An 18,615-nucleotide genomic window follows, 5' to 3' on the forward strand; every position below is an offset into this window, starting at 1 on the left:
GATCAGCCGACGGCGCTACTGGTGAGGCGGAGTCGGGGGCTGACCCTCGTCCCACAGGCGGGTCGTGTCGTCCTCCCAGCGCTCCGGCGGCGTCTCCGTGTCGTCGTCCCCTGCGGCGGGGTCGAGCGGACCGGAGATCGCCGGCTGGTCGGACGCGGCAGCGGCGACCGACGAGGGCACGTCCGGCCTGGCAGCCGCCTTCGCCGCCTCCAGCGCCTCGTCGACAGCCCGGTGGGCAGCAGCCAGGTCCGGCTCCCCGACGTCTCCGCCGATCGGCGGTGCGTCGTACGAGATGCGCTGGCGCGGGCCGTCGACCGACGACGGGATCTGCCCGATGGCGGCGCCGAGCCCCTTGAGCGCGTCGCCGACCTCGCTCGGGATGATCCAGAGCTTGTTGGCGTCGCCTTGGGCGATCTCCGGCAGCATCTGGAGGTACTGGTAGGCGAGCAGCGACTGGTCGGGCTGACCGTCGTGGATCGCCTGGAAGACGGTCGCGATCGCCTGGGCCTCGCCCTGCGCGGTGAGGATCTGCGACTCGCGCTTGGCCTGCGCGCTGAGGATCTGAGCCTCGCGGTCACCCTCGGCACGCAGGATCTGCGACTGCTTCTCGCCCTCGGCCGTCAGGATCGCGGCCTGTCGGGAACCCTCCGCCTGCAGGATGGCGGCGCGCTTGTCGCGGTCGGCGCGCATCTGCTTCTCCATCGAGTCCTTGATCGAGGGCGGCGGATCGACACCCTTGAGCTCGACGCGGTTGACGCGGATGCCCCACTTGCCCGTGGCCTCGTCGAGCACGCCGCGCAGCTTCGAGTTGATCTCGTCGCGGCTCGTCAGCGTCTGCTCGAGCGTCATGCCACCGATGATGTTGCGCAGCGTCGTCATCGTGAGCTGCTCGATCGCCTGGATGTAGTTGGAGATCTCGTACGTCGCGGCGACCGGGTTGGTGACCTGGAAGTAGATGACCGTGTCGATCGAGACGACCAGGTTGTCCTCGGTGATCACCGGCTGCGGCGGGAACGAGACGACCTGCTCGCGGAGGTCGATCTTGAAGGAGACCTTGTCGACGAACGGTGTGATGACGTTGAGCCCCGCTGACAGGGTCGTGCGGTACTTCCCGAAGCGCTCGACGATCCCGGCACGAGCCTGAGGCACGATCTGGACCGACTTCGCCAGGACCACGACGACGGCGAGAGCGAGCAGAGCCAGGATGATGAGTGCTGCCATGGAGATCCTCGATCCTCGGGGGCGGTGCCTCGGACACTAACGCACCGGCAGGTCGCGCGGAACGCGGCCTCTCAGCCTTCGGGGTAGACGACGGCCGTCGCTCCGTCGATCTCGAACACCGAGACCTTCGCGCCCGCCTCGATGGTGACCGACGGGTCGTACGACCGTGCCGACCACGTCTCGCCTCCGAGCTTCACCTGGCCCTGGTTCGCGTCGACGGTCGTCAGTGCGACCGCCGAGCTGCCGATCAGCGCCGTCGTGCCGGACACCAGGTCCGGACCGCGGTGGAGGCGCTTGACCATCGACGGCCGCGCGAGGAACAGCATGAGCAGCGAGACGACGCTCGCGACCAGGGCGGAGACGGCGAAGGATCCACCGAGCGCGGCCGTGCCTGCGCCGGCGAAGGCGCCGACCGCCAGCATCAGGAGGACGAGGTCGAGACTCATCAGCTCGGCAGTCGCGAGCAGCAGCCCGGCGGCGACCCAGCCGGCCCACGCGTTGTCCGAAAGCCACCCCATAGCGAGACTCTAGGCGACCGGACGGTCAGATGGCGCCGTATGCCGGCGGACCCGCCGAGCGTCCTGCGAACGCATCGTCTCAGCGCGGCGCCCGGCGGGCGGCGTACCGTCCGTCGCGGTGCTCGAGGATGAGCGGCATGTGGAAGGTGATCGCGAGGTTCTGCGCCGTGAGCGTGTCCTCGATCGGCCCGGCCGCGGTGATCTTGCCGTCGCGGAGCATCAGCACGTGGGTGAAGCCGGGCGGGACCTCCTCGACGTGGTGCGAGACGAGGATCAGCACCGGTGCGTCGGGGTCGCGTGCGAGCTTGCCGAGGTTGGAGACGAGGTCCTCCCGTCCGCCCAGGTCGAGGCCGGCGGCCGGCTCGTCGAGGAGCAGCAGCTCGGGGTCGGTCATCAGGGCGCGCGCGATCAGGACGCGCTTGCGCTCCCCCTCGCTGAGAGTGCCGAAGGTGCGGTCCGTGAGGTCGTCGACGCCCATCAGCCTCAGGAGGAGGTGGGCCTGCGCCTCGTCGAACTCCTCGTACTCCTCGCGCCAGCGGCCCGTCACGCCGTACGACGCCGTCAGGACCACGTCGAGGACGCGCTCACGGCGCGGGATGCGCTCAGCGACTGCGGCACTCGTGTAGCCGATGCGGTGACGCAGGTCGAAGACGTCCACGGCGCCGAGGACCTCTTCGAGCACGGTCGCCGTGCCCGACGACGGATGCATCTGCGTCGCCGCGATCTGGAGCATGGTGGTCTTGCCGGCGCCGTTGGGTCCGAGAACCACCCAGCGTTCCCCCTCGTTGACGGTCACAGTGACCTCGTCGAGCAAGGTGGCCTTGCCGCGTCGTACGGTGACGTCGGCGAGCTCGAGCACGGGCGCCATGCACTACTCCTGCGCTTTCGGGGTGGGCGTCACAAACCTACGGCACCGTGTGTTCGCCCGCCTGACGCGGGTCGACCAAGACGCTGCGGCGCCTGACGACCTAGGCTCGTCGTCGTGCCTACCCTGACCCGCTCCGCACGATGGGTGGCGTGGTTCAACGCCTGGCTCGCCGACACCGCGCCGCTCGAGACCGCCACCGACGCCGTACGCGGTGACGATGCCGCACACCACGTCCTGGTCGCCCTCGACGGAGACCGGTCCGCGCAGTCCCTCGTCCTGACGTGGGGTGCGTTGCGGCGTGCAGGGGCGACCGGCGCGACGCTGGCGCTGCCCGAGCCCGGGGACCCGTACGGGCTGGCCGGTCCCGCGACGTTCACCGCCGCCGCCACCGACGCCGGAGAGGCGGTCGTCATCGACGGCGCCGGCATCGGCCTGATCCCGGAGGTCGTCGGCCGCGGAGTCTTCTGGCACCGGTACGAGGCGCGTCCCGTCGCCCCCGGCGTCGGCCTCGGCGAGGCGTCGCGCGAGCTGCGTACGGAGCTTGCCGTCACCGCCGAGGCGCTGCTGAAGCTCGACGTCGCCCGCTGGCAGCCCGAGGTGCGGGAGGCCCTGGCGGGCATCCGTGATGCCACGGGACCGCTGCTCGCGCCCGGGTACGACCCGCGTGCCGAGCAGCTCGCCGCCACCGCGCTCCGCTGCCTGGCGATCGCCGAGCTCGCCGACGAGGTCGAGTCGGGCGCGGTGACGGCGTGGGAGACCGACACGCGCTCGTCGCACCTGCGGACGCTGGCCCGTACGGCACGGCACGCGCTCGTCGTCGCAGCAGACGCGGGTCGGCCACGCTGAACCCGGCGGCGATGGCCTAATCTCGGACCCGTGAACGCGCCCGTGCCGACGCCGACCGCTCCTCTCGACGCACCGACCGTCTCCGTGACCCTGCTCGGGCGCGACCACGCCGGTGTCACGGCGCGTCTCTTCGAGGCCTTCACCCCGCACGCCGTCGAGGTGATCGACGTGGAGCAGATCGTGCTGCGCGGTCGCCTCGTGCTCGCCGTGCTGCTCACCGCGCCGAGCGACCCTGCAGCGTTCGAGGCGACGGTCGTCAGGGTGGCCGCTGAGCTCGGCATGGAGCAGGAGGTCGCGTACGGGCGCGGTGACAACCGCGGTCGTCGGCGCGGACGCAGCCACGTCACCGTTCTGGGCGCGCCGCTGCTCACCCGGCAGTTCGCCGCGATCACCGCGAAGGTCGCCGAGGCCGGCGGCAACATCGACCGCATCGTCCGGATGGCCCGCTACCCCGTGACCGCGATCGACCTCGACGTGTCCGGCGCCGACCCCGACGTCCTGCGGCGCGCGCTCGCGCTCGAGGCCGCGGCCCAGGGCATCGACGTGGCGGTCCAGGCGCTCGGCATCCACCAGCACGCGCAGCGCCTCGTCGTCATGGACGTGGACTCGACGCTCATCCAGGGCGAGGTGATCGAGATGATCGCGGCCCACGCCGGCTACGAGAAGGAGGTCGCCGACGTCACGGCGGCGGCGATGCGCGGCGAGCTCGACTTCGCGGAGTCGCTCCAGGAGCGTGTCGCCCTGCTCGCCGGGGTGCCCGAGTCGGCTCTCGACGAGGTCCACGCCTCGATCCAGCTCGCCCCCGGCGCCCGCACGATGATCCGGACGCTGAAGCGCCTCGGATACCGCTTCGCGCTGGTCTCGGGCGGCTTCACGCAGATCATCGACAAGCTCGCGGCCGAGCTGGACATCGACTACTGGGCGGCCAACACCCTCGAGGTCGTGGACGGCCACCTCACCGGTCGCGTCACCGGCCAGGTGGTCGACCGCGCGGGCAAGGCCGCGGCGCTGCGGCGGTTCGCCGACGAGGCCGGCATCGCCCTCGCGAACACGGTGGCGATCGGCGACGGCGCCAACGACCTCGACATGCTGGACGCAGCCGGCCTCGGCGTCGCGTTCAACGCCAAGCCCGCCGTACGCGATGCCGCCGACACCTCGCTGTCCGTCCCGTACCTCGACGCGATCGTGTTCCTCCTCGGCATCACCCGCGAGGAGGTCGAGGCGGCGGACGCCGTCGTCGACTGACACCGGGTGCGTCGTACGGGTCCGACCTCCGTCGCGCGCCCTCGGCCCTGGCGGGCTCAGCGGGGCGGCGGCGCGACGAAGTCCTCGAGCCGCATCGCGCGCGGATCGATGTCGAACCAGTCGCCGTCGTACGTCAGGACGGCCGCTGCCGACGTCGGGAAGCCGCGGTCGCTGTACGCCTTCCAGGCACCGTTGTGGGTCCCGTCGTGCAGCATCCACACGAGATCCCCCATCGCGGGGTTGTGGCCGACCACGAGCACCGTGCTCGGCTCGCCCTCGACCATCCGCACCTCCTGGAGGACGCCGTGGGCGGTCGCGGCGTACAGTCCCGCAGGGTGCGCCACCTCGCTGGGCTCGAGCCCCAAGGTGGTGTTGAGCTCGTCGAAGGTCTCCCGGGTGCGCACGGCCGGCGAGACCAGCGCCTTCGCCGTCCCTGTCATGTAGACGGCCAGCTGCTCCCCCCGCAGGCGCGCGTCCGCGCGCCCACGCGAGGTCAGCGCCCGGGCGGCGTCCGACGGCGCGGACGGTTCGGCCTTGGCGTGCCGGACGACGACGAGCTGCTTCACCGGCTAGTCGTCCTCGAGCCGGAAGCCGATCTTGAGGGTCACCTGGTAGTGCTCCACGCTGTCGCCCTCGATGTGGCCGCGGATCCCTTCGACCTCGAACCAGTCGAGGTGGCGCAGCGTCTGGGACGCCCGCTTGATGCCGTTGGTGATGGCCTCGGTGACGCCGTCGCTGGAGGTGCCGACGATCTCGGTGATGCGGTAGGTACGGTTCGTCATGCGCCCATCATGCCGCTGATCGGCTGGCGTACCGTGGGGGGATGGACGATCGTCACGACGACCCGGTCGCGATCACGACCGCGCAGGTCGGTCGAAGCGAGGAGCTGCGGCACCGGCAGAACCGCTACCTGGTGTCGATGCTGATCCGTACGGTCTGCTTCATCCTGGCGGTCGTCGTCGACGGGTGGGCCCGCTGGTTCTTCATCGTGGGGGCGCTGTTCCTGCCCTACGTCGCCGTGGTGTTCGCCAACACGGCGCGCCGCAAGCCTTTGCCGCAGGCCGATGTCGTCCACCCGGAGCCGATCGGCCAGCTCGGCACCGGACCGACGGTGAAGCCCGACCCCCCGAAACCCTCCACGGCAGGATCCGATGACCCAGAGTGACCCCGCAGACCAGGCTCCGCTGATCTGCTCCTCCAAGGGCTGCGACGCGCCCGCGAAGCACGCCGTGCTGTGGAACAACCCCAAGATCCACACCCCGGACCGGCGCAAGACCTGGCTCGCGTGCGACGAGCACGAGCCCTCGCTGCGCCAGTTCCTGTCGGCGCGCGGGTTCTGGAAGGAGACGCAGCCGGTCTCCGACCTTCCCCCCGCGCGGTGACCCTGGTCCCACCACCCGCACCCCACGTGGGACCACACTCACCGCCAGGCCCGCACGAACGGCGCGGGAGCGGTCGGCGTACGCCCGTGCTAGCCGCCGATCGCGGACATCGGCCGGCTCGGCTGCAGGAAGCCCACGTCGTCGATGCCGTGACCCGGGAGCTTCGTCCACATCGCGGCGCGCCAGCGGTCGGCGATCTCGTCGTCGGACGCTCCCCCGCGCAGCGCAGCCCGCAGGTCTGACTCCTCGCGGGCGAACAGGCAGTTGCGCACCTGGCCGTCGGCCGTGAGCCGGACGCGGTCGCAGTCGCCGCAGAACGGGCGCGTGACGGACGCGATGATCCCGACGGTCGCCGGACCGCCGTCGACGAGGAACTCCTCGGCCGGCGCCGACCCTCGCGCACGGTCGGCCGGCGTCAGCTCGACGTGCGGGGCGAGCTTCTCGAAGATCTCGTCGGCCGTCACCATCGACCCGCGGTCCCAGCCGTGCTGGGCGTCCAGCGGCATCTGCTCGATGAAGCGCAACCGGTAGCCGCGCTCGATGCACCAGTCGAGCAGCTCCGGAGCCTGGTCGTCGTTGATCCCCCGCAGCAGGACGGCGTTGACCTTCACCGGCTCGATCCCCGCAGCCTGCGCCGCCTCGAGCCCGGCGACGACGTCGGCGTGCCGGTCGCGGCGGGTGATCTGCTCGAAGGTGTTGGGCCGGATCGTGTCGAGACTGATGTTCACGCGGTCCAGACCGGCCTCGGCGAGCGCTTGGGCGGTGTGCTTGAGGCCGAGCCCGTTGGAGGTCAGCGAGACGGTCGGCGACGGCGTGAGTGCCTTCGTCGCGGCGACGATCCCGGCCAGCCCTCGCCGCAGGAGCGGCTCCCCGCCCGTGAACCGGACGTCGGTGATGCCGAGCTTCTCGACGCCGATCGTGACCAGGCGGACGACCTCGTCGTCGGTGAGGGTCTGCTCGGTGGGCATCCAGTCGAGCCCCTCCGCCGGCATGCAGTACTGGCAGCGCAGGTTGCAGCGGTCGGTCAGCGACACACGCAGGTCGGTCGCCGTCCGCCCGTGGCGGTCGACGAGCCGCGTCGCGTGCGGGGAAGCGAGAGGCACGACGGCTTCGGCTGTCATGTCGTCAGTCTAGGTGTCGCGCCCTGCCCGTCGAGTGGTGTGGAGCGGTTCGCTACCGTCGAGTCGTGTACCGGTTCCTGCTGACGCGTCGTTGGGTCGCGTTCGCGCTGTTCGTCGCGCTCCTGGCCGGCGTGTGCATCTGGCTGGGTTTCTGGCAGTTCGGACGCCTCGACCAGCGCCTCGCTCGCAACGACGTGGCCCGCGCGAACCTCGCCGCTGCGCCGGTGGCGGTCGCCGAGGTCGCCACCGCGGATAGCGATCAGTCCGAGCAGAACGAGTGGATCCAGGTCGAGGTCACGGGCACGTACGACACCGCGGGCCAGGTCGTCGTGAAGTACCAGACCCGCGAGGCCGGTCCCGGCGTCGAGGTGGTCACTCCCCTGCGTACGGCGGACGGCACCGCCGTGCTTGTGGATCGCGGGTGGATGCCGTCGGCCAACACCACCAACGCCACGCTCGACATCCCGGAGCCCCCGACCGGTGAGGTCACCGTCGTCGGGTCGTGGCGTGCGAACGACCACGTCCCGCTCCACGCGACCCAGCCCGACGACGGCCAGGTGCGGGCGATCTCGACGCTGGGGATGGCACCGGCGCTCGACTACCCCCTGTACGAGGGTGGCTACCTGGCGCTCGAGGAGCAGGATCCCGCGGCGACCGGGCTCACCCTCCCCGACGGTCCTGAGCTGGGCCAGGGACCGCACTTCTTCTACGGCCTCCAGTGGTGGTTCTTCGCGGCTCTCGCCCTGGTGGGATTCGGTTGGTTCGCGTGGACCGAGGCGCACCCGCGTGGCCCGCGCAAGGCCGGCCACGCCCGTCCCGGTCAACGCTCCGTGCCGGCTGCGCGAGCCGCTGCAGAGCGTGCCACGTCCGTGCGCGCCACCTCACAGGCCCCGGATCGCCCCGCCGTCGACCGGGAGCATCGTCCCGGTGATGTACGCGGCGGCAGGTGACAGCAGGAACGCTGCGGCTGCGCCGAACTCCTCCGGACGGCCGTAGCGTCCGAGCGGGATCGACCGCTCGTTGGTCGCCCGCTGCGCCGCAGCGTCGCCGGAGAGGCCGTCGAGGTAACGCACCCGCTCGGTGTCGATCCGCGCCGGCAGCAGGGCATTGATGCGGATCCCCCGCGGCCCGAGGTCGTCGGCGAGGTCCTTGACGAGCATCGCGAGCCCCGGCCGCAGCCCGTTGCTGATGGCGAGGCCGCCGATCGGCGCGCGTACCGACGACGACAGCACGAGCGCGATCGAGCCGCCCTCGCCGAGCTCAGGCGCGATCTCGCGGACGATGCGTACGGCGCCGAGGAAGACCGCGTCGAACGCGTCCCTCCACTGGTCGTCGGTCACGTCGCCCACCCGTCCACCCGGCGGGCCCCCGACGCTGACGAGCAGGCCGTCGATGCCACCGAAGTGCTCCCGGGCTGCGGCGACCATCGCCCGCGGCGCGTCGGGGTCCGCGTTGTCCGCGGCGACTCCGACCGCGTGCTCGGCACCGAGCTGCTCGACCGCCACGTCCAGCGCGGCGCGGTCGCGACCCGTCACGACGACGTTGGCCCCGAGGCCTACGAGCACCTCGGCGGTCGCGAACCCGAGGCCCTTGCTCGACCCGGTGAGGACGTAGGTGCGGCCGCTCAGGTCGTACGGCGTGCTCATCGCGCGCTCATCAGGTCGACGAACCGGCCGCGTTGCGCCGCGCGCTCGGCCGACGACTGCTCGGTGAGGTCGAGGTCACCGGCGGACTGGAGCAGCGCCTTCGTGGCGCTGACCGCGCCGTGCGGTGCTGCCGTCAACGCGGACACCAGCGCCGCGACGTGGTCGTCGAGGTCGCCGTGACCGACGAGCGACTGCCCGAGCCCGAGCGCGTACGCCTCCTCGGCCTGCACCCATCGTGCTGTCGCGCAGATCTCGAGCGCTCGCGCGTAGCCGACCGCGTCGACCAACGGCTTCGTGCCGGTGAGGTCCGGGACGAGGCCGAGCGCCGGCTCCTTCATGCACAGCTGCGCATCGTCGGCGAGCACGCGCAGGTCGCACGCGAGCGCCAGCTGGAACCCGGCACCCACGGCGTGACCCTGGACGACCGCGACGGAGACGAACTGCGGGTTGCGCAGCCACGTGAAGCCCGCCTGGTACGACGCGACCGTCGCATCGAACTCGGCCTCCGGAGCCGCCGCCATCTGAGGGAACGACACCTCACCCTCGATGCCGCCGGGCGAGAGCATCGACCGGTCGAGACCGGCGGAGAACGATGCACCCGCGCCGCGGAGGACGACCACGCGGACGTCGGCAGGGACCGCGGCACCGATCGCGGCGAGCCCGCGCCACATCGCAGGCGTCTGCGCGTTGCGGACGTCCGGTCGGTTGAGGGTGACGGTCAGGACCGCGCCGTCGACCGCGATCGCGAGGCCGGCAGCAGCCAGCTCGTCGGTGGAGGGATAGCTCATGCACCCGAGGCTATCGGGCACGCCGGACAGCGCTCAGGCGAGGCTGATGAGGTCCTCGTACTCCTTGGTCCACAGGTCCTCGACCCCGTCGGGAAGGATCAGCACGCGGTCCGGCTGGAGGGCCTCGACCGCACCCTCGTCGTGGGTGACGAGGATGATCGCGCCCTCGTACGCACGGATCGCGCCGAGCACCTCCTCGCGGGAGGCCGGGTCGAGGTTGTTGGTGGGCTCGTCGAGCAGCAGCACGTTGGCGGCGGACACGATCAGCGTCGCCAGCGCGAGCCGGGTCTTCTCGCCACCGGAGAGCACCCGCGACGGCTTGTGAGCGTCGTCGCCGCTGAACAGGAACGCGCCGAGCACGCTGCGCGCCTGGGTGTCGGTGAGCGCCGGAGCCGACGACTGCATGTTCTCGAGGACGGTACGGTCGAGGTCCAGCGTCTCGTGCTCCTGGGCGTAGTAGCCGAGCTTCAGCCCGTGGCCCGGGAGGATCTTGCCGGTGTCGGGCTCGTCCAGACCCGCGAGCATGCGCAGCAGCGTCGTCTTGCCCGCACCGTTGAGGCCGAGGATCACGACGCGGCTCCCCCGGTCGATCGCGAGGTCGACGTCGGTGAAGATCTCCAGGGAGCCGTACGACTTCGAGAGGCCCTCGGCCATGAGCGGCGTCTTGCCCACCGCGGCCGGCGTCGGGAAGTCGATCTTCGCGACGCGGTCGGGGGCACGCTCGCCCTCGAGGCCCGCCAGCATCTTCTCGGCGCGACGAGCCATGTTCTGGGCGGCTGTGGCCTTCGTGGCCTTCGCCCGCATCTTGTCGGCCTGCGCCATCAGCGTCGACGCCTTGCGCTCGGCGTTGACGCGCTCCCGCTTGCGGCGACGCTCGTCGGTCTCCCGCTGCTGGAGGTACTTGCGCCAGCCCATGTTGTAGACGTCGATCTCGGCACGGTTCGCGTCGAGGTGGAGCACCTTGTTGACGACGTCCTCGAGCAGGACGACGTCGTGGCTGATCACGATCACGCCGCCGCGGTAGCTCATCAGGAAGTTGCGCAACCACACGATCGAGTCGTGGTCGAGGTGGTTGGTCGGCTCGTCGAGGAGCAGCGTGTCCGCGCCGAGGAAGAGGATGCGGGCCAGCTCGATGCGACGCCGCTGGCCACCCGAGAGCGTCTTCAGCGGCTGCTCGAGGACACGGTCCGGCAGGCCGAGGCTCGCGGCGATCGTCGCGGCCTCGGACGCGGCGGCGTACCCGCCTCCGGCGTGCAGCTCGGCGTCAGCGCGGGCGTACCGCTTCATCGCCTTGTCGCGCACGGCGTCGTCGTCGGAGCCCATCTCGATCTCGGACCGGCGCAACGCGCTGTAGACCTCGTCGAGACCGCGGGCCGACAGGATCCGGTCGCGCGCCAGCATCTCGGCGTCACCGCTGCGCGGGTCCTGCGGGAGGTAGCCGATCGTGCCGCGGCGGACGATCTGCCCGCCGGCCGGGTCGTCGCCCTCGCCGGCGAGGATCTTGGTCAAGGTCGTCTTGCCTGCGCCGTTGCGGCCCACCAGCCCGATCTTGTCGCCGTCGACGACCTGGAAGGTCGCTCCGGACATGAGGACGCGGGCGCCGACGCGCAGCTCCACGTCGTTGACGCTGATCATGGCGCAGTGCTCCCGGGAGTCGGCGAAGGGTGGGTCGTGCGGACGTGGGCGTGACGACGTCCGAGGACGACCGGGATCCGGTCGCCTCGCCCAGTGTACGGAGGTGCGTCAGTCGGCGACGACGACGGACTCGATCACGACCGGCTCGAGCGGCTTGTCGGTCGCGTCGGTCGGCACTGCCGAGATGGCGTCCACGACCGCCTTGCTCTCGTCGTCGGCCACGACACCGAAGATCGTGTGGAGCCCGTCGAGGTGCGGCGTGGGCACCGTCGTGATGAAGAACTGCGAGCCGTTCGTGTCGGGTCCGGAGTTGGCCATCGCGAGCTGGTACGGCTCGTCGAAGGTGAGGGCGGTGTCGATCTCGTCCTCGAACTCGTAGCCCGGGCCGCCCATGCCCGTGCCGAGGGGGTCGCCGCCCTGGATCATGAAGCCAGAGATGACCCGGTGGAACGTCGTGCCGTCGTACAGCGGGTCGCTCGACTTCTCGCCCGTCTCAGGGTCGGTCCACTCCTTGTCGCCGGTCGCGAGACCGACGAAGTTGGCGACTGTCTCTGGAGCCTCGTCGGCGTAGAGATCGACCGTGATGTCGCCCATGGTCGTCTTGAGCGTGGCCTGCTGAGCGGTCACCCCCGCGCCGTCGCTGTCGCCGTTGCCGGAGTCACCTCCGCACGCGGTCGCGACGAACAGGAGGGCGACGGCCGAGACGAGCATGCGCAGGCGCACGGGAGTTCCTTTCAGTGGATCCGACGGACGGAACCGTACCGGGAGGGGGCGGCCTCGCCTCAGGCGACACCGCGCCGGTAGCCCGGGAGCAGCTCCTCCACGAGTGCGTGAGTGCGCGAGGTTGCTCCGAGCGGCGAGCCGTGGGCGGCGATCGCGGCGTACATCTGGTCCGCCACCACGGTCGCGTCTGCGCGTCCGCTGAAGCGGACCGCCAGACGCATCGCGGCACACCACAGCGTCTCGCTGGCGGGAAGCGCGGCGAGTCCCGCGAGCAGCGCGTCCCTCGCTCCGTTGGCGTCGTCGACGGCCGTGCACTCGGTGGCCAGCGCTGCGGACGTCATCTCGACCGCGAGGGCGACGTCCTCCTCGACGCCGAGGTGCGCCAGCCACGCGTAGCGCCCCTGCGGCACACCGGTGAAGGCCGTGCCGCGGACCAGCGACATCGCTGTGCGGAGCGCGGGCACCCGGGCGCGGCTGGTGACGGCGCGGTTGAGCGCTGCGCGGAACCGATCCCAGTCACAGGCGACCGCGCTGCGGCGCAGAGCCCACACGCCCGCGTCGGACGTGAGGACGGGCTCGCCGGCGCCGGTCGTGCCGACCCACTCGGCGACCGCACTCATCGTGGCGTCGCGCGTCTCAGGGTCGACGCCGCGCGGCCAGATCGCAGCCGTGAGGACGTTGACGTGCACGCCGTCCGGGTGGACCGCGAGGTACGCGACGATCTCGGTGAACAGGTCGCGGCGTGCCTCGTCGATCGGACCAGGAGCCCGCACGACCACCGGGCCGAGCAGGTCGACCGAGACCACCACGGGCTCGTCGTCCCCCGTCGCGAGGACCGCCTCCTCGACGACCAGCGCCTCGGCGAGCTCCTCGATCGACATCGACGCGGGCTCGGTCGGCAGCGTGAACAGGTCTGCGAGGCCGCGGCAGGCCTCGGGCGAGAGCTCTTGCGCGAGGACGTCGATCGCGTGCGGGGCGCTGACGAGACGCCCGTCCTCGGTCGCAGTGAGCCTCGCGGCGGCGTCCGGGCAGTCGCCGACCACGACGACAGCGACGGCGACCATCGGGTCGGCCGCCCACGCGTGGAGCCGGGCGAGCGCCGCCGGGTCCGGGACGCCGGAGCAGACGACGAGCTGGAGCCGCACCCGACCTGGGTCGTCGCTCACCTGGCGGAGCTGCGGGACCGAGTCGACCGCGTACGCCCGGCAGGCTGCCCGGTGGTCGTGGGCGACGTTGTCGAGGGCGTCGAGCGCACGCCCGATGTCGCTGACGGCCTCGACGTTGCCGATGGCCGAGACGTCGTCGGCGAACCCGACCAACGTCACCACCGGGCTGTCTGCCCACGGGTGCGTCGCGGTCTCGACGGCGAGGCTCATCGCGACGCCACGGGCGACGACCGGATCGCCGCCGAGCGACACGACGCCGTCGTACGACTCGAGGTCCAGGAGCAGCACGGCACCGTCGTCGCGGGTGCCGGCGCACACCAGTGCGGGAAGCGGCGAGAGCGCGCCGGACATCGTCGCCGCCTCACGCGGGAGCATCCAGGTCCTGGCGTCGCTCGTGCTCGCCCAGCCGTCGGGCAATGCGGTCGACGGCTCCGACCGGAACGCAGCGACCAGCCCGTCCGACGACAGGGCCGCGCGGGCCAGCGGTGGGAGGGCCGTGGCGTGAAGACCGCGTACGGCGCCGGCGAGCCACTCGGCATCCGCGGGGGCTGCCTCGTCCCGCAGACCCGCCTCGACGCGTGCCGCGACGTCGATCTGCGACGAGGACTTCGCCGACGAGCCCTTGGGGCGGTCGGGGCCACCGCCGGGATTCGACGCGCGGCGACGCCGCAGGCCGACCAGCGCACCGGCCAGCGCGAGGCCGCCGGCGACACCGAAGACCGGCGCCCACTCGCCGATGGACGACGAGGAGGCCGCACGGGCCTCGACCACGCCACCCACACCGCCGCCGACCTCGGCCCCGCCGCTCTCTCCCCCGCTGACTGCCGCGTCATCAGCAGCGCTGCTCCCCGCGGCGCCAGGGGTGCCGGTGTTCGAGCTGGGGGAAGCCAGGTCGTCGCGAGCCGCCTCGACGACCTTGAGGCCCGGGCCGCGGGCATCGTTTGGCATCTTCATGACCCAGCCCGGGTGGATCAGGTCGGGGTTGCTGAGGGTGCGGCCGTCCGGCTGGACGACGTTGCGGTTCATCGCATAGATCTCCTTGTAGCGGAACCCGTCTCCCAGGTACCGCTCGGCGATGTCCCACAGCGTGTCGTAGTTGCGGTTGTTCGGCGGCTTCACGTCGTAGTACGTCGTGAGGTCTCCGCCGCGCTGCTCGGCGCGCGTCGCCCGCGAGAGCTCACTCACGGCCGGGCGCTCGGCATCGGCGACCTTGGTGGCCTGCTGCGTGGTCTGGGCTTCGACGGAACGCTCGGCACTGCCGACGACCCGCTCGATGCCCACCGGGCGGTGCTCGGGTGCGGGCACGGCGGCGGTTGCTGCAGGCGCCGCGATCGACGCCGTCCCCACCAGCAGGACGATGGTCGTCACGAGCTTGCGGGCGAGCGCCTGGGTGCCGATGCCACCGCCGGGAATCCGCGGCGCGAGACCGCGAGCGCCGATCTCCGACACGGCTTCCGCGACCAGGCAGACGACGAAGTGGAGCCAGGCCAGCCACACGACGGCGGCCAGCACATGCATCAGGACGTCGGTCGTCAGGGGCTGCGTCACCCAGGCGAGGTCAGGAACCTGCGACGGCCACGGGGCGCCGAACGCCGACGCGAGGGCGACGGGGATGCCGATGACCAGCGCGAGCGTGGCGACGAGGGCGACCAGCCCGCGCACGACGTCACCTCCACGGCCGCCGTCCTGAGGCGTGACGGGGAGGCGGCTGCTGCGCTGGGTGGCGGTCATCGCGTCGCTCCTTCGGTGTGTCGTAACGGATGGGGGGTCAGAAGAGCACGATCGGGGGCTCGTTGGGGGCCTGGACCTCTTGGACCGGCAGGGGTTGGGTCGCGGTCATCTCGAAGCCGTTGCCGAGCTCCTGCATCTCGCCGCCGAACCCGTAGGTGATCCGCCAGTGCACCGTCACGGTCACCGGGTACGCGGAGAGGTAGACCTGCGGCATCGCGGGCGCCTTGCCGTCGGCGAAGGCTGCAGCCGTCGCGGACGAGCGCGTGAACGTGATCTTGCAGGCGTCCGGGCGCTGCTCGGCCACGGACTTGCCCGGCTCGTAGACGAGCTGGTCAGGCGTGCAGGTGATCGGCTTCATGTCGGTCTGGTGGGGGTCGATGACGATCTGTGTCGCCTCGGCGACCATCCGGAGGCCCCGCCCGTTGGTGACCTCGCGGTACGGGCCGCCTCGGACGTCGCCGGCGTACGGTCCCTCGGCGATCGGGTCGTTCGTGCTGGGGTCGATCCAGCTGAACGTGAAGTAGGTCGGATAGCCGACGACCGGGACCTGCGACGGCTGCGGACGCATGAACGGTTGCGGCAGCGCCGTATCCGAGGTCGCGCGATTCCACAGGAAGTCCATGAGGTCGCTCTCCGGCACCGGCGGAACTTGGCCGTCTGGAACCCACTCGAGCGAGATCGTGAGGTGCATCCCGCGCCCACCGTTCACGGTGTCCCAGTTGATCCCCTCGATGCACCGCTTAAGCATGAAGGCGCCGTCGGGGCTGGGGCTCTTGGGGACGTCGACCCAGGCAGGCGGGGCTTCGTACCGGCAGAGGACGTAGTCCTGGCCGCCGAAGCGCTCACGCAGCGTCTTCGCGTTGCCCGAGCCGCCCGCGCAGTACGAGCCCATCCCGGTGCCGTTCGCGTAGACCGTGCAGTCGCGGATCTGCTCCTGCTGTGGTGGCGACGAAGCGGGAACGTTGGTGCCGCCACCGCCGGTGCCGCCACCGCCACCACCAAACTCATCCGCTGCCGCCGGCACGACCATGGCAACGAGGAGCGCCAGGAAGGCAGTAGCGACGAGCGCTCGCGCGCGAAGGGTCGACATCACGGTGCCTTCCGCGCGCACGTGCCGTTGTCCGCCGCCGAGGTGACCTGCCAGCCTCGGCTGCCAGCGACGAGGGTGAGCTTCAGGTTCTGCCAGCGTTGGCCGCTGTTCTGGACGTTCTTGTTGTCTGACGTGCGACGCCAGTCGACCGACGGGTTCCAACGGCACAGCTGCGCCGTCGCCTTCTTTCCCGAACCTTCGAGCGACTGCAGGTGCACTACTGGGCGCGGGGAGACCGTCCAGTCGTTCGCCTTTGCCTTGGCGATCCCGGTGGCGATCACGCGTTGGAGATCCCGATTGAGCACGGCGCGCAGCTCAGGTGGCTGCTGGCGTTGAGTCCACGCGAAAGCACTCCCCGCGACGAAGGTCTTGAGGACCGCGACCCGACCGTCACTCGCATTGCCGCCGGTGAACGTCATCGCGATGCCGGGAAAGGGGCTCGCGGGTGCCGTGGTCGTCGGAGGCGGCGACGGCGTCGGGGCCTGCGTGGTCGTGGCGACGGTGGTCGGCGTCGGGGTGGGATCAGCCGTCGCGGTGCCCTCGCCGTCGCTGCAGCCCGCGAGGGCAAGCGTGACCGCCGCCGCGGTCAGAATCCAACGCAGCTGCACTCCCGAGACCTTCCTGCGCGCGTTTTGGCAAAAGTGAGACCGATCCGCACAATATCCGGTACAAGGCTCAGGGTGAAACCCCTGCCCGCGTGAACTGTGGATGTCCGAGCACGTCACGGCGCGCCCTCCTCGGCCGGCGGACAGGGCGGCAGGTCGTCCGGATCCTCCGGCTTGTCTGGATTTCCAGGATCGCCGGGCTTGTCTGGATCACCGGGCTTGTCTGGATCACCGGGCTTGTCAGGATCCCCGGGCTTGTCAGGATCCCCGGGCCCACCGGGACCCTCCTCGTCCTCATCCTCGTCGGCGGGGACGCACTCCTCGAACTGCGTCGGAGTCGGCGGAGACCACGTGGTGATCGGAAGCCCTCCGTCCTCGTCCTCGCTGCCCGGGGGCGCGACCTCCGGGGGCGGGAGGCTTCGCAGCTTCGAGTCGTCCGGCGCGTCGATCCCTGACACGGGGCGTGCCTGGGCGATACCGCTGGCGGTGAGCGTGTCGCGGCCGATCATGCCGATCACGATCGCGGAGCGCGACACCTCGGTCGTGACCTCGACGGCGTGCAGGGTCGTGCCGTCGATGACGACGTCACGGATCGCCGGCCTGCAGGTCACGAGCGACGAGTCGGCGGCCTTGGCCTGAGCGCAGTACTCCTGTGCCGCGGACAGCGCCGCCGAGGTGATGAGGTCGAGGGACGGGTCAGCCACGTTCACCGCCTGGGCGCCGGCGCGCGCAGCCTCCTGGGCGTACGCGATCGCGATGCCCTTCGCGTTGAGCTGGCGACCGCCGTCGATCACCAGGCCGGCGAGCAGGAGCAGCCCGACGCTCACGATGACGACGAACGGCGCGACCGAGCCGGCCTCGTCCCGCGCCGCGGCCACGCGTGCGATCCATCGCGTCCGGCGGCTCATCGGTAGCCCCGGTAGCGGTCGAGCGGACTCGTGAACGAGCGCTCCACGTTGATGTCCCAGAACGGGAAGAAGCTCAGATCCCCGGTGCTCAGCGTGCACGACACCGTCACCGTCACCGAGGCGACCTCGTCGATGTCGTCAGGATCGGGGACGACGAACGCCTTGCCGTTGAGGACCGGCGTGCCTGCGCTGGCGGTGTCGCGGCAACTCTGCGGTGCGTCGTCCATCGTCGAGGTGACGGTCTGGGCCGCGATCTGCGCGACCGCGGTGCGGTCGTTCTGGGCGGTCGCCGCACGCGCGGCGTCGCGAGCGGCCTGGTCGACGAGGTTCTCCGCCTGCGCGTACCGGGCGAACGCGACGATGAGCATCATCAGCATCATCACGAACGGCGCGAGGATGACAAGCTCGAGGCTGGACGCACCGCTCTCGCCACGGCGCACGACGCGACCTCGCCCCGCGATGACGCGCGCCCTCATGGTCTGCCCCTCGGGTCGACCCGGAACTGCTCCAGCGTCGCGTCCGCCGACTGCACGACCGTGACGCGCCCGCCGAGCGGGAGGACTGCCTCACCCTGCACGACCATGGTCACGCGGCCGGTCGCCTCGTCGATGGCGCCATCGGCGACCACGCCGTCGAGCCGGCCCAGCTTGGACGCGTACCCGACGCTGAGCTCCTCGGCACGCCCGAGGTACGCGTCGGCGTTGGGGTTGTCGCCGGCCAGGCGAAGGTACGAGACACCCTCGCGGGCCGCCGTCTGCGCGACGTTGCGGGCGTACATGTAGAGCCCGACCTGGATCGTCGCGAAGACGAGCAGCAGCAGGGCCGGGGCGATGATCGCGAACTCGACCGCGCTCGCGCCCCGCTCACCGCCGATCGAGCGGCGGTGCGGACTCAGCCGCCGTCGTTGATCTGGTTGACGTTGTCGCCGACGACCTGCGTGATCGCTCCGCCGATCAGTAGCGCCGCCGCGACCACGATGGCCGAGATGATCGCCCACTCCACGGCCGAGGCGCCAACCTCCGAGCGTCCCTCGCGGCGCGCTGCCACCGCACGCGCGCGAACCTGCGCGACCGCCACCTGAACGGCCAGAACCTGTGAGTACATGTGTTTCCTCTCCTTGCT

Annotated in this window: 22 protein-coding genes; 5 read left to right on the forward strand and 17 right to left on the reverse strand. The window is 71.2% G+C overall.

Features of this window, described 5'->3' with window-relative positions; translation table 11 throughout:
• Positions 1-15: 15 nt before the first annotated feature.
• The 3 genes from GH747_RS18830 to GH747_RS18840 all read right to left on the reverse strand — a co-directional run bounded on the left by GH747_RS18830 (position 16) and on the right by GH747_RS18840 (position 2,607).
• The gene (locus GH747_RS18830; RefSeq protein ID WP_149771167.1) at positions 16-1,221 is read right to left on the reverse strand and encodes an SPFH domain-containing protein; all 1,206 of its coding nucleotides are present in this window, start codon (positions 1,219-1,221) and stop codon (positions 16-18) included.
• A 71-nt stretch (positions 1,222-1,292) separates the two neighbouring features.
• Complete coding sequence (locus GH747_RS18835) at positions 1,293-1,739, reverse strand: NfeD family protein (RefSeq protein ID WP_149771168.1); 447 nt, start codon at positions 1,737-1,739, stop codon at positions 1,293-1,295.
• Between the two features lie 79 nt (positions 1,740-1,818).
• Positions 1,819-2,607, reverse strand: coding sequence for an ABC transporter ATP-binding protein (locus tag GH747_RS18840; protein WP_149771169.1), 789 nt, complete (start codon positions 2,605-2,607; stop codon positions 1,819-1,821).
• A gap of 114 nt (positions 2,608-2,721) precedes the next feature.
• Here GH747_RS18840 and GH747_RS18845 point away from each other — a divergent pair, with 114 nt between their 5' ends.
• Both GH747_RS18845 and serB read left to right on the forward strand, forming a co-directional pair.
• The gene (locus tag GH747_RS18845) at positions 2,722-3,453 is read left to right on the forward strand and encodes a hypothetical protein (protein WP_149771170.1); all 732 of its coding nucleotides are present in this window, start codon (positions 2,722-2,724) and stop codon (positions 3,451-3,453) included.
• 30 nt (positions 3,454-3,483) lie between these two features.
• Complete coding sequence (serB, locus tag GH747_RS18850) at positions 3,484-4,698, forward strand: phosphoserine phosphatase SerB (RefSeq protein WP_149771171.1); 1,215 nt, start codon at positions 3,484-3,486, stop codon at positions 4,696-4,698.
• 56 nt (positions 4,699-4,754) lie between these two features.
• Here serB and GH747_RS18855 read toward each other — a convergent pair whose 3' ends face one another.
• Both GH747_RS18855 and GH747_RS18860 read right to left on the reverse strand, forming a co-directional pair.
• Entirely contained in the window at positions 4,755-5,264 is a 510-nt protein-coding gene (locus GH747_RS18855; protein ID WP_149771172.1) for a SixA phosphatase family protein, read from the reverse strand.
• Positions 5,265-5,267: 3 nt separating this feature from the next.
• The gene (locus GH747_RS18860; RefSeq protein ID WP_149771173.1) at positions 5,268-5,480 is read right to left on the reverse strand and encodes a dodecin; all 213 of its coding nucleotides are present in this window, start codon (positions 5,478-5,480) and stop codon (positions 5,268-5,270) included.
• A 41-nt stretch (positions 5,481-5,521) separates the two neighbouring features.
• Here GH747_RS18860 and GH747_RS18865 point away from each other — a divergent pair, with 41 nt between their 5' ends.
• Together GH747_RS18865 and GH747_RS18870 are read left to right on the forward strand one after the other, a co-directional pair.
• The gene (locus tag GH747_RS18865) at positions 5,522-5,863 is read left to right on the forward strand and encodes a DUF3099 domain-containing protein (RefSeq protein ID WP_149771174.1); all 342 of its coding nucleotides are present in this window, start codon (positions 5,522-5,524) and stop codon (positions 5,861-5,863) included.
• Positions 5,850-6,080 carry an acetone carboxylase gene (locus tag GH747_RS18870; protein ID WP_149771175.1) on the forward strand — a complete coding sequence of 77 codons (231 nt, stop codon included), beginning with the start codon at positions 5,850-5,852 and terminating at the stop codon, positions 6,078-6,080. Before GH747_RS18865 ends, GH747_RS18870 begins: the two co-directional genes overlap by 14 nt.
• Before the next feature lie 89 nt (positions 6,081-6,169).
• Here GH747_RS18870 and moaA read toward each other — a convergent pair whose 3' ends face one another.
• Positions 6,170-7,201, reverse strand: a complete 1,032-nt coding sequence (gene moaA / locus GH747_RS18875; RefSeq protein WP_149771176.1) for a GTP 3',8-cyclase MoaA — start codon at positions 7,199-7,201, stop codon at positions 6,170-6,172.
• 65 nt (positions 7,202-7,266) lie between these two features.
• Between moaA and GH747_RS18880 the strand changes: the two genes are divergently transcribed.
• Positions 7,267-8,151: an SURF1 family cytochrome oxidase biogenesis protein gene (locus tag GH747_RS18880; RefSeq protein WP_163695785.1), complete on the forward strand. Its 885-nt coding sequence runs from the start codon at positions 7,267-7,269 to the stop codon at positions 8,149-8,151.
• Here GH747_RS18880 and GH747_RS18885 read toward each other — a convergent pair.
• The 11 genes from GH747_RS18885 to GH747_RS18935 all read right to left on the reverse strand — a co-directional run bounded on the left by GH747_RS18885 (position 8,083) and on the right by GH747_RS18935 (position 18,597).
• Positions 8,083-8,847, reverse strand: a complete 765-nt coding sequence (locus GH747_RS18885) for an SDR family oxidoreductase (RefSeq protein ID WP_149771178.1) — start codon at positions 8,845-8,847, stop codon at positions 8,083-8,085. The genes GH747_RS18880 and GH747_RS18885 overlap by 69 nt on opposite strands.
• Positions 8,844-9,635 carry an enoyl-CoA hydratase/isomerase family protein gene (locus tag GH747_RS18890; protein WP_149771179.1) on the reverse strand — a complete coding sequence of 264 codons (792 nt, stop codon included), beginning with the start codon at positions 9,633-9,635 and terminating at the stop codon, positions 8,844-8,846. The genes GH747_RS18885 and GH747_RS18890 overlap by 4 nt, the downstream gene beginning before the upstream one ends.
• A 33-nt stretch (positions 9,636-9,668) precedes the next feature.
• Entirely contained in the window at positions 9,669-11,270 is a 1,602-nt protein-coding gene (gene abc-f, locus GH747_RS18895) for a ribosomal protection-like ABC-F family protein (RefSeq protein WP_149771180.1), read from the reverse strand.
• A gap of 108 nt (positions 11,271-11,378) precedes the next feature.
• A complete protein-coding gene (locus GH747_RS18900; RefSeq protein WP_228553014.1) occupies positions 11,379-11,864 on the reverse strand; it encodes a peptidylprolyl isomerase in 486 nt (161 codons plus the stop codon).
• Positions 11,865-12,052: 188 nt separating this feature from the next.
• Positions 12,053-14,890: an AfsR/SARP family transcriptional regulator gene (locus tag GH747_RS18905; protein WP_149771181.1), complete on the reverse strand. Its 2,838-nt coding sequence runs from the start codon at positions 14,888-14,890 to the stop codon at positions 12,053-12,055.
• A gap of 37 nt (positions 14,891-14,927) precedes the next feature.
• Positions 14,928-15,980 (reverse strand): hypothetical protein, encoded by a 1,053-nt coding sequence (locus GH747_RS18910; protein ID WP_149771182.1) that lies wholly within the window; start codon positions 15,978-15,980, stop codon positions 14,928-14,930.
• Complete coding sequence (locus tag GH747_RS18915) at positions 15,980-16,705, reverse strand: hypothetical protein (protein WP_153816637.1); 726 nt, start codon at positions 16,703-16,705, stop codon at positions 15,980-15,982. Before GH747_RS18915 ends, GH747_RS18910 begins: the two co-directional genes overlap by 1 nt.
• On the reverse strand, positions 16,702-17,493 hold the full coding sequence (locus GH747_RS18920; RefSeq protein ID WP_149771185.1) for a pilus assembly protein TadG-related protein: 792 nt from the start codon (positions 17,491-17,493) through the stop codon (positions 16,702-16,704). The genes GH747_RS18915 and GH747_RS18920 overlap by 4 nt, the downstream gene beginning before the upstream one ends.
• A complete protein-coding gene (locus GH747_RS18925; RefSeq protein WP_149771186.1) occupies positions 17,490-17,969 on the reverse strand; it encodes a TadE/TadG family type IV pilus assembly protein in 480 nt (159 codons plus the stop codon). The genes GH747_RS18920 and GH747_RS18925 overlap by 4 nt, the downstream gene beginning before the upstream one ends.
• A complete protein-coding gene (locus GH747_RS22365; RefSeq protein ID WP_228553015.1) occupies positions 17,966-18,388 on the reverse strand; it encodes a TadE family protein in 423 nt (140 codons plus the stop codon). The genes GH747_RS18925 and GH747_RS22365 overlap by 4 nt, the downstream gene beginning before the upstream one ends.
• Entirely contained in the window at positions 18,385-18,597 is a 213-nt protein-coding gene (locus tag GH747_RS18935; RefSeq protein ID WP_149771188.1) for a hypothetical protein, read from the reverse strand. Before GH747_RS18935 ends, GH747_RS22365 begins: the two co-directional genes overlap by 4 nt.
• Positions 18,598-18,615: the final 18 nt, after the last annotated feature.

Source organism: Mumia xiangluensis, assembly GCF_010994095.1.
GTDB classification, from domain to species: domain Bacteria; phylum Actinomycetota; class Actinomycetes; order Propionibacteriales; family Nocardioidaceae; genus Mumia; species Mumia xiangluensis.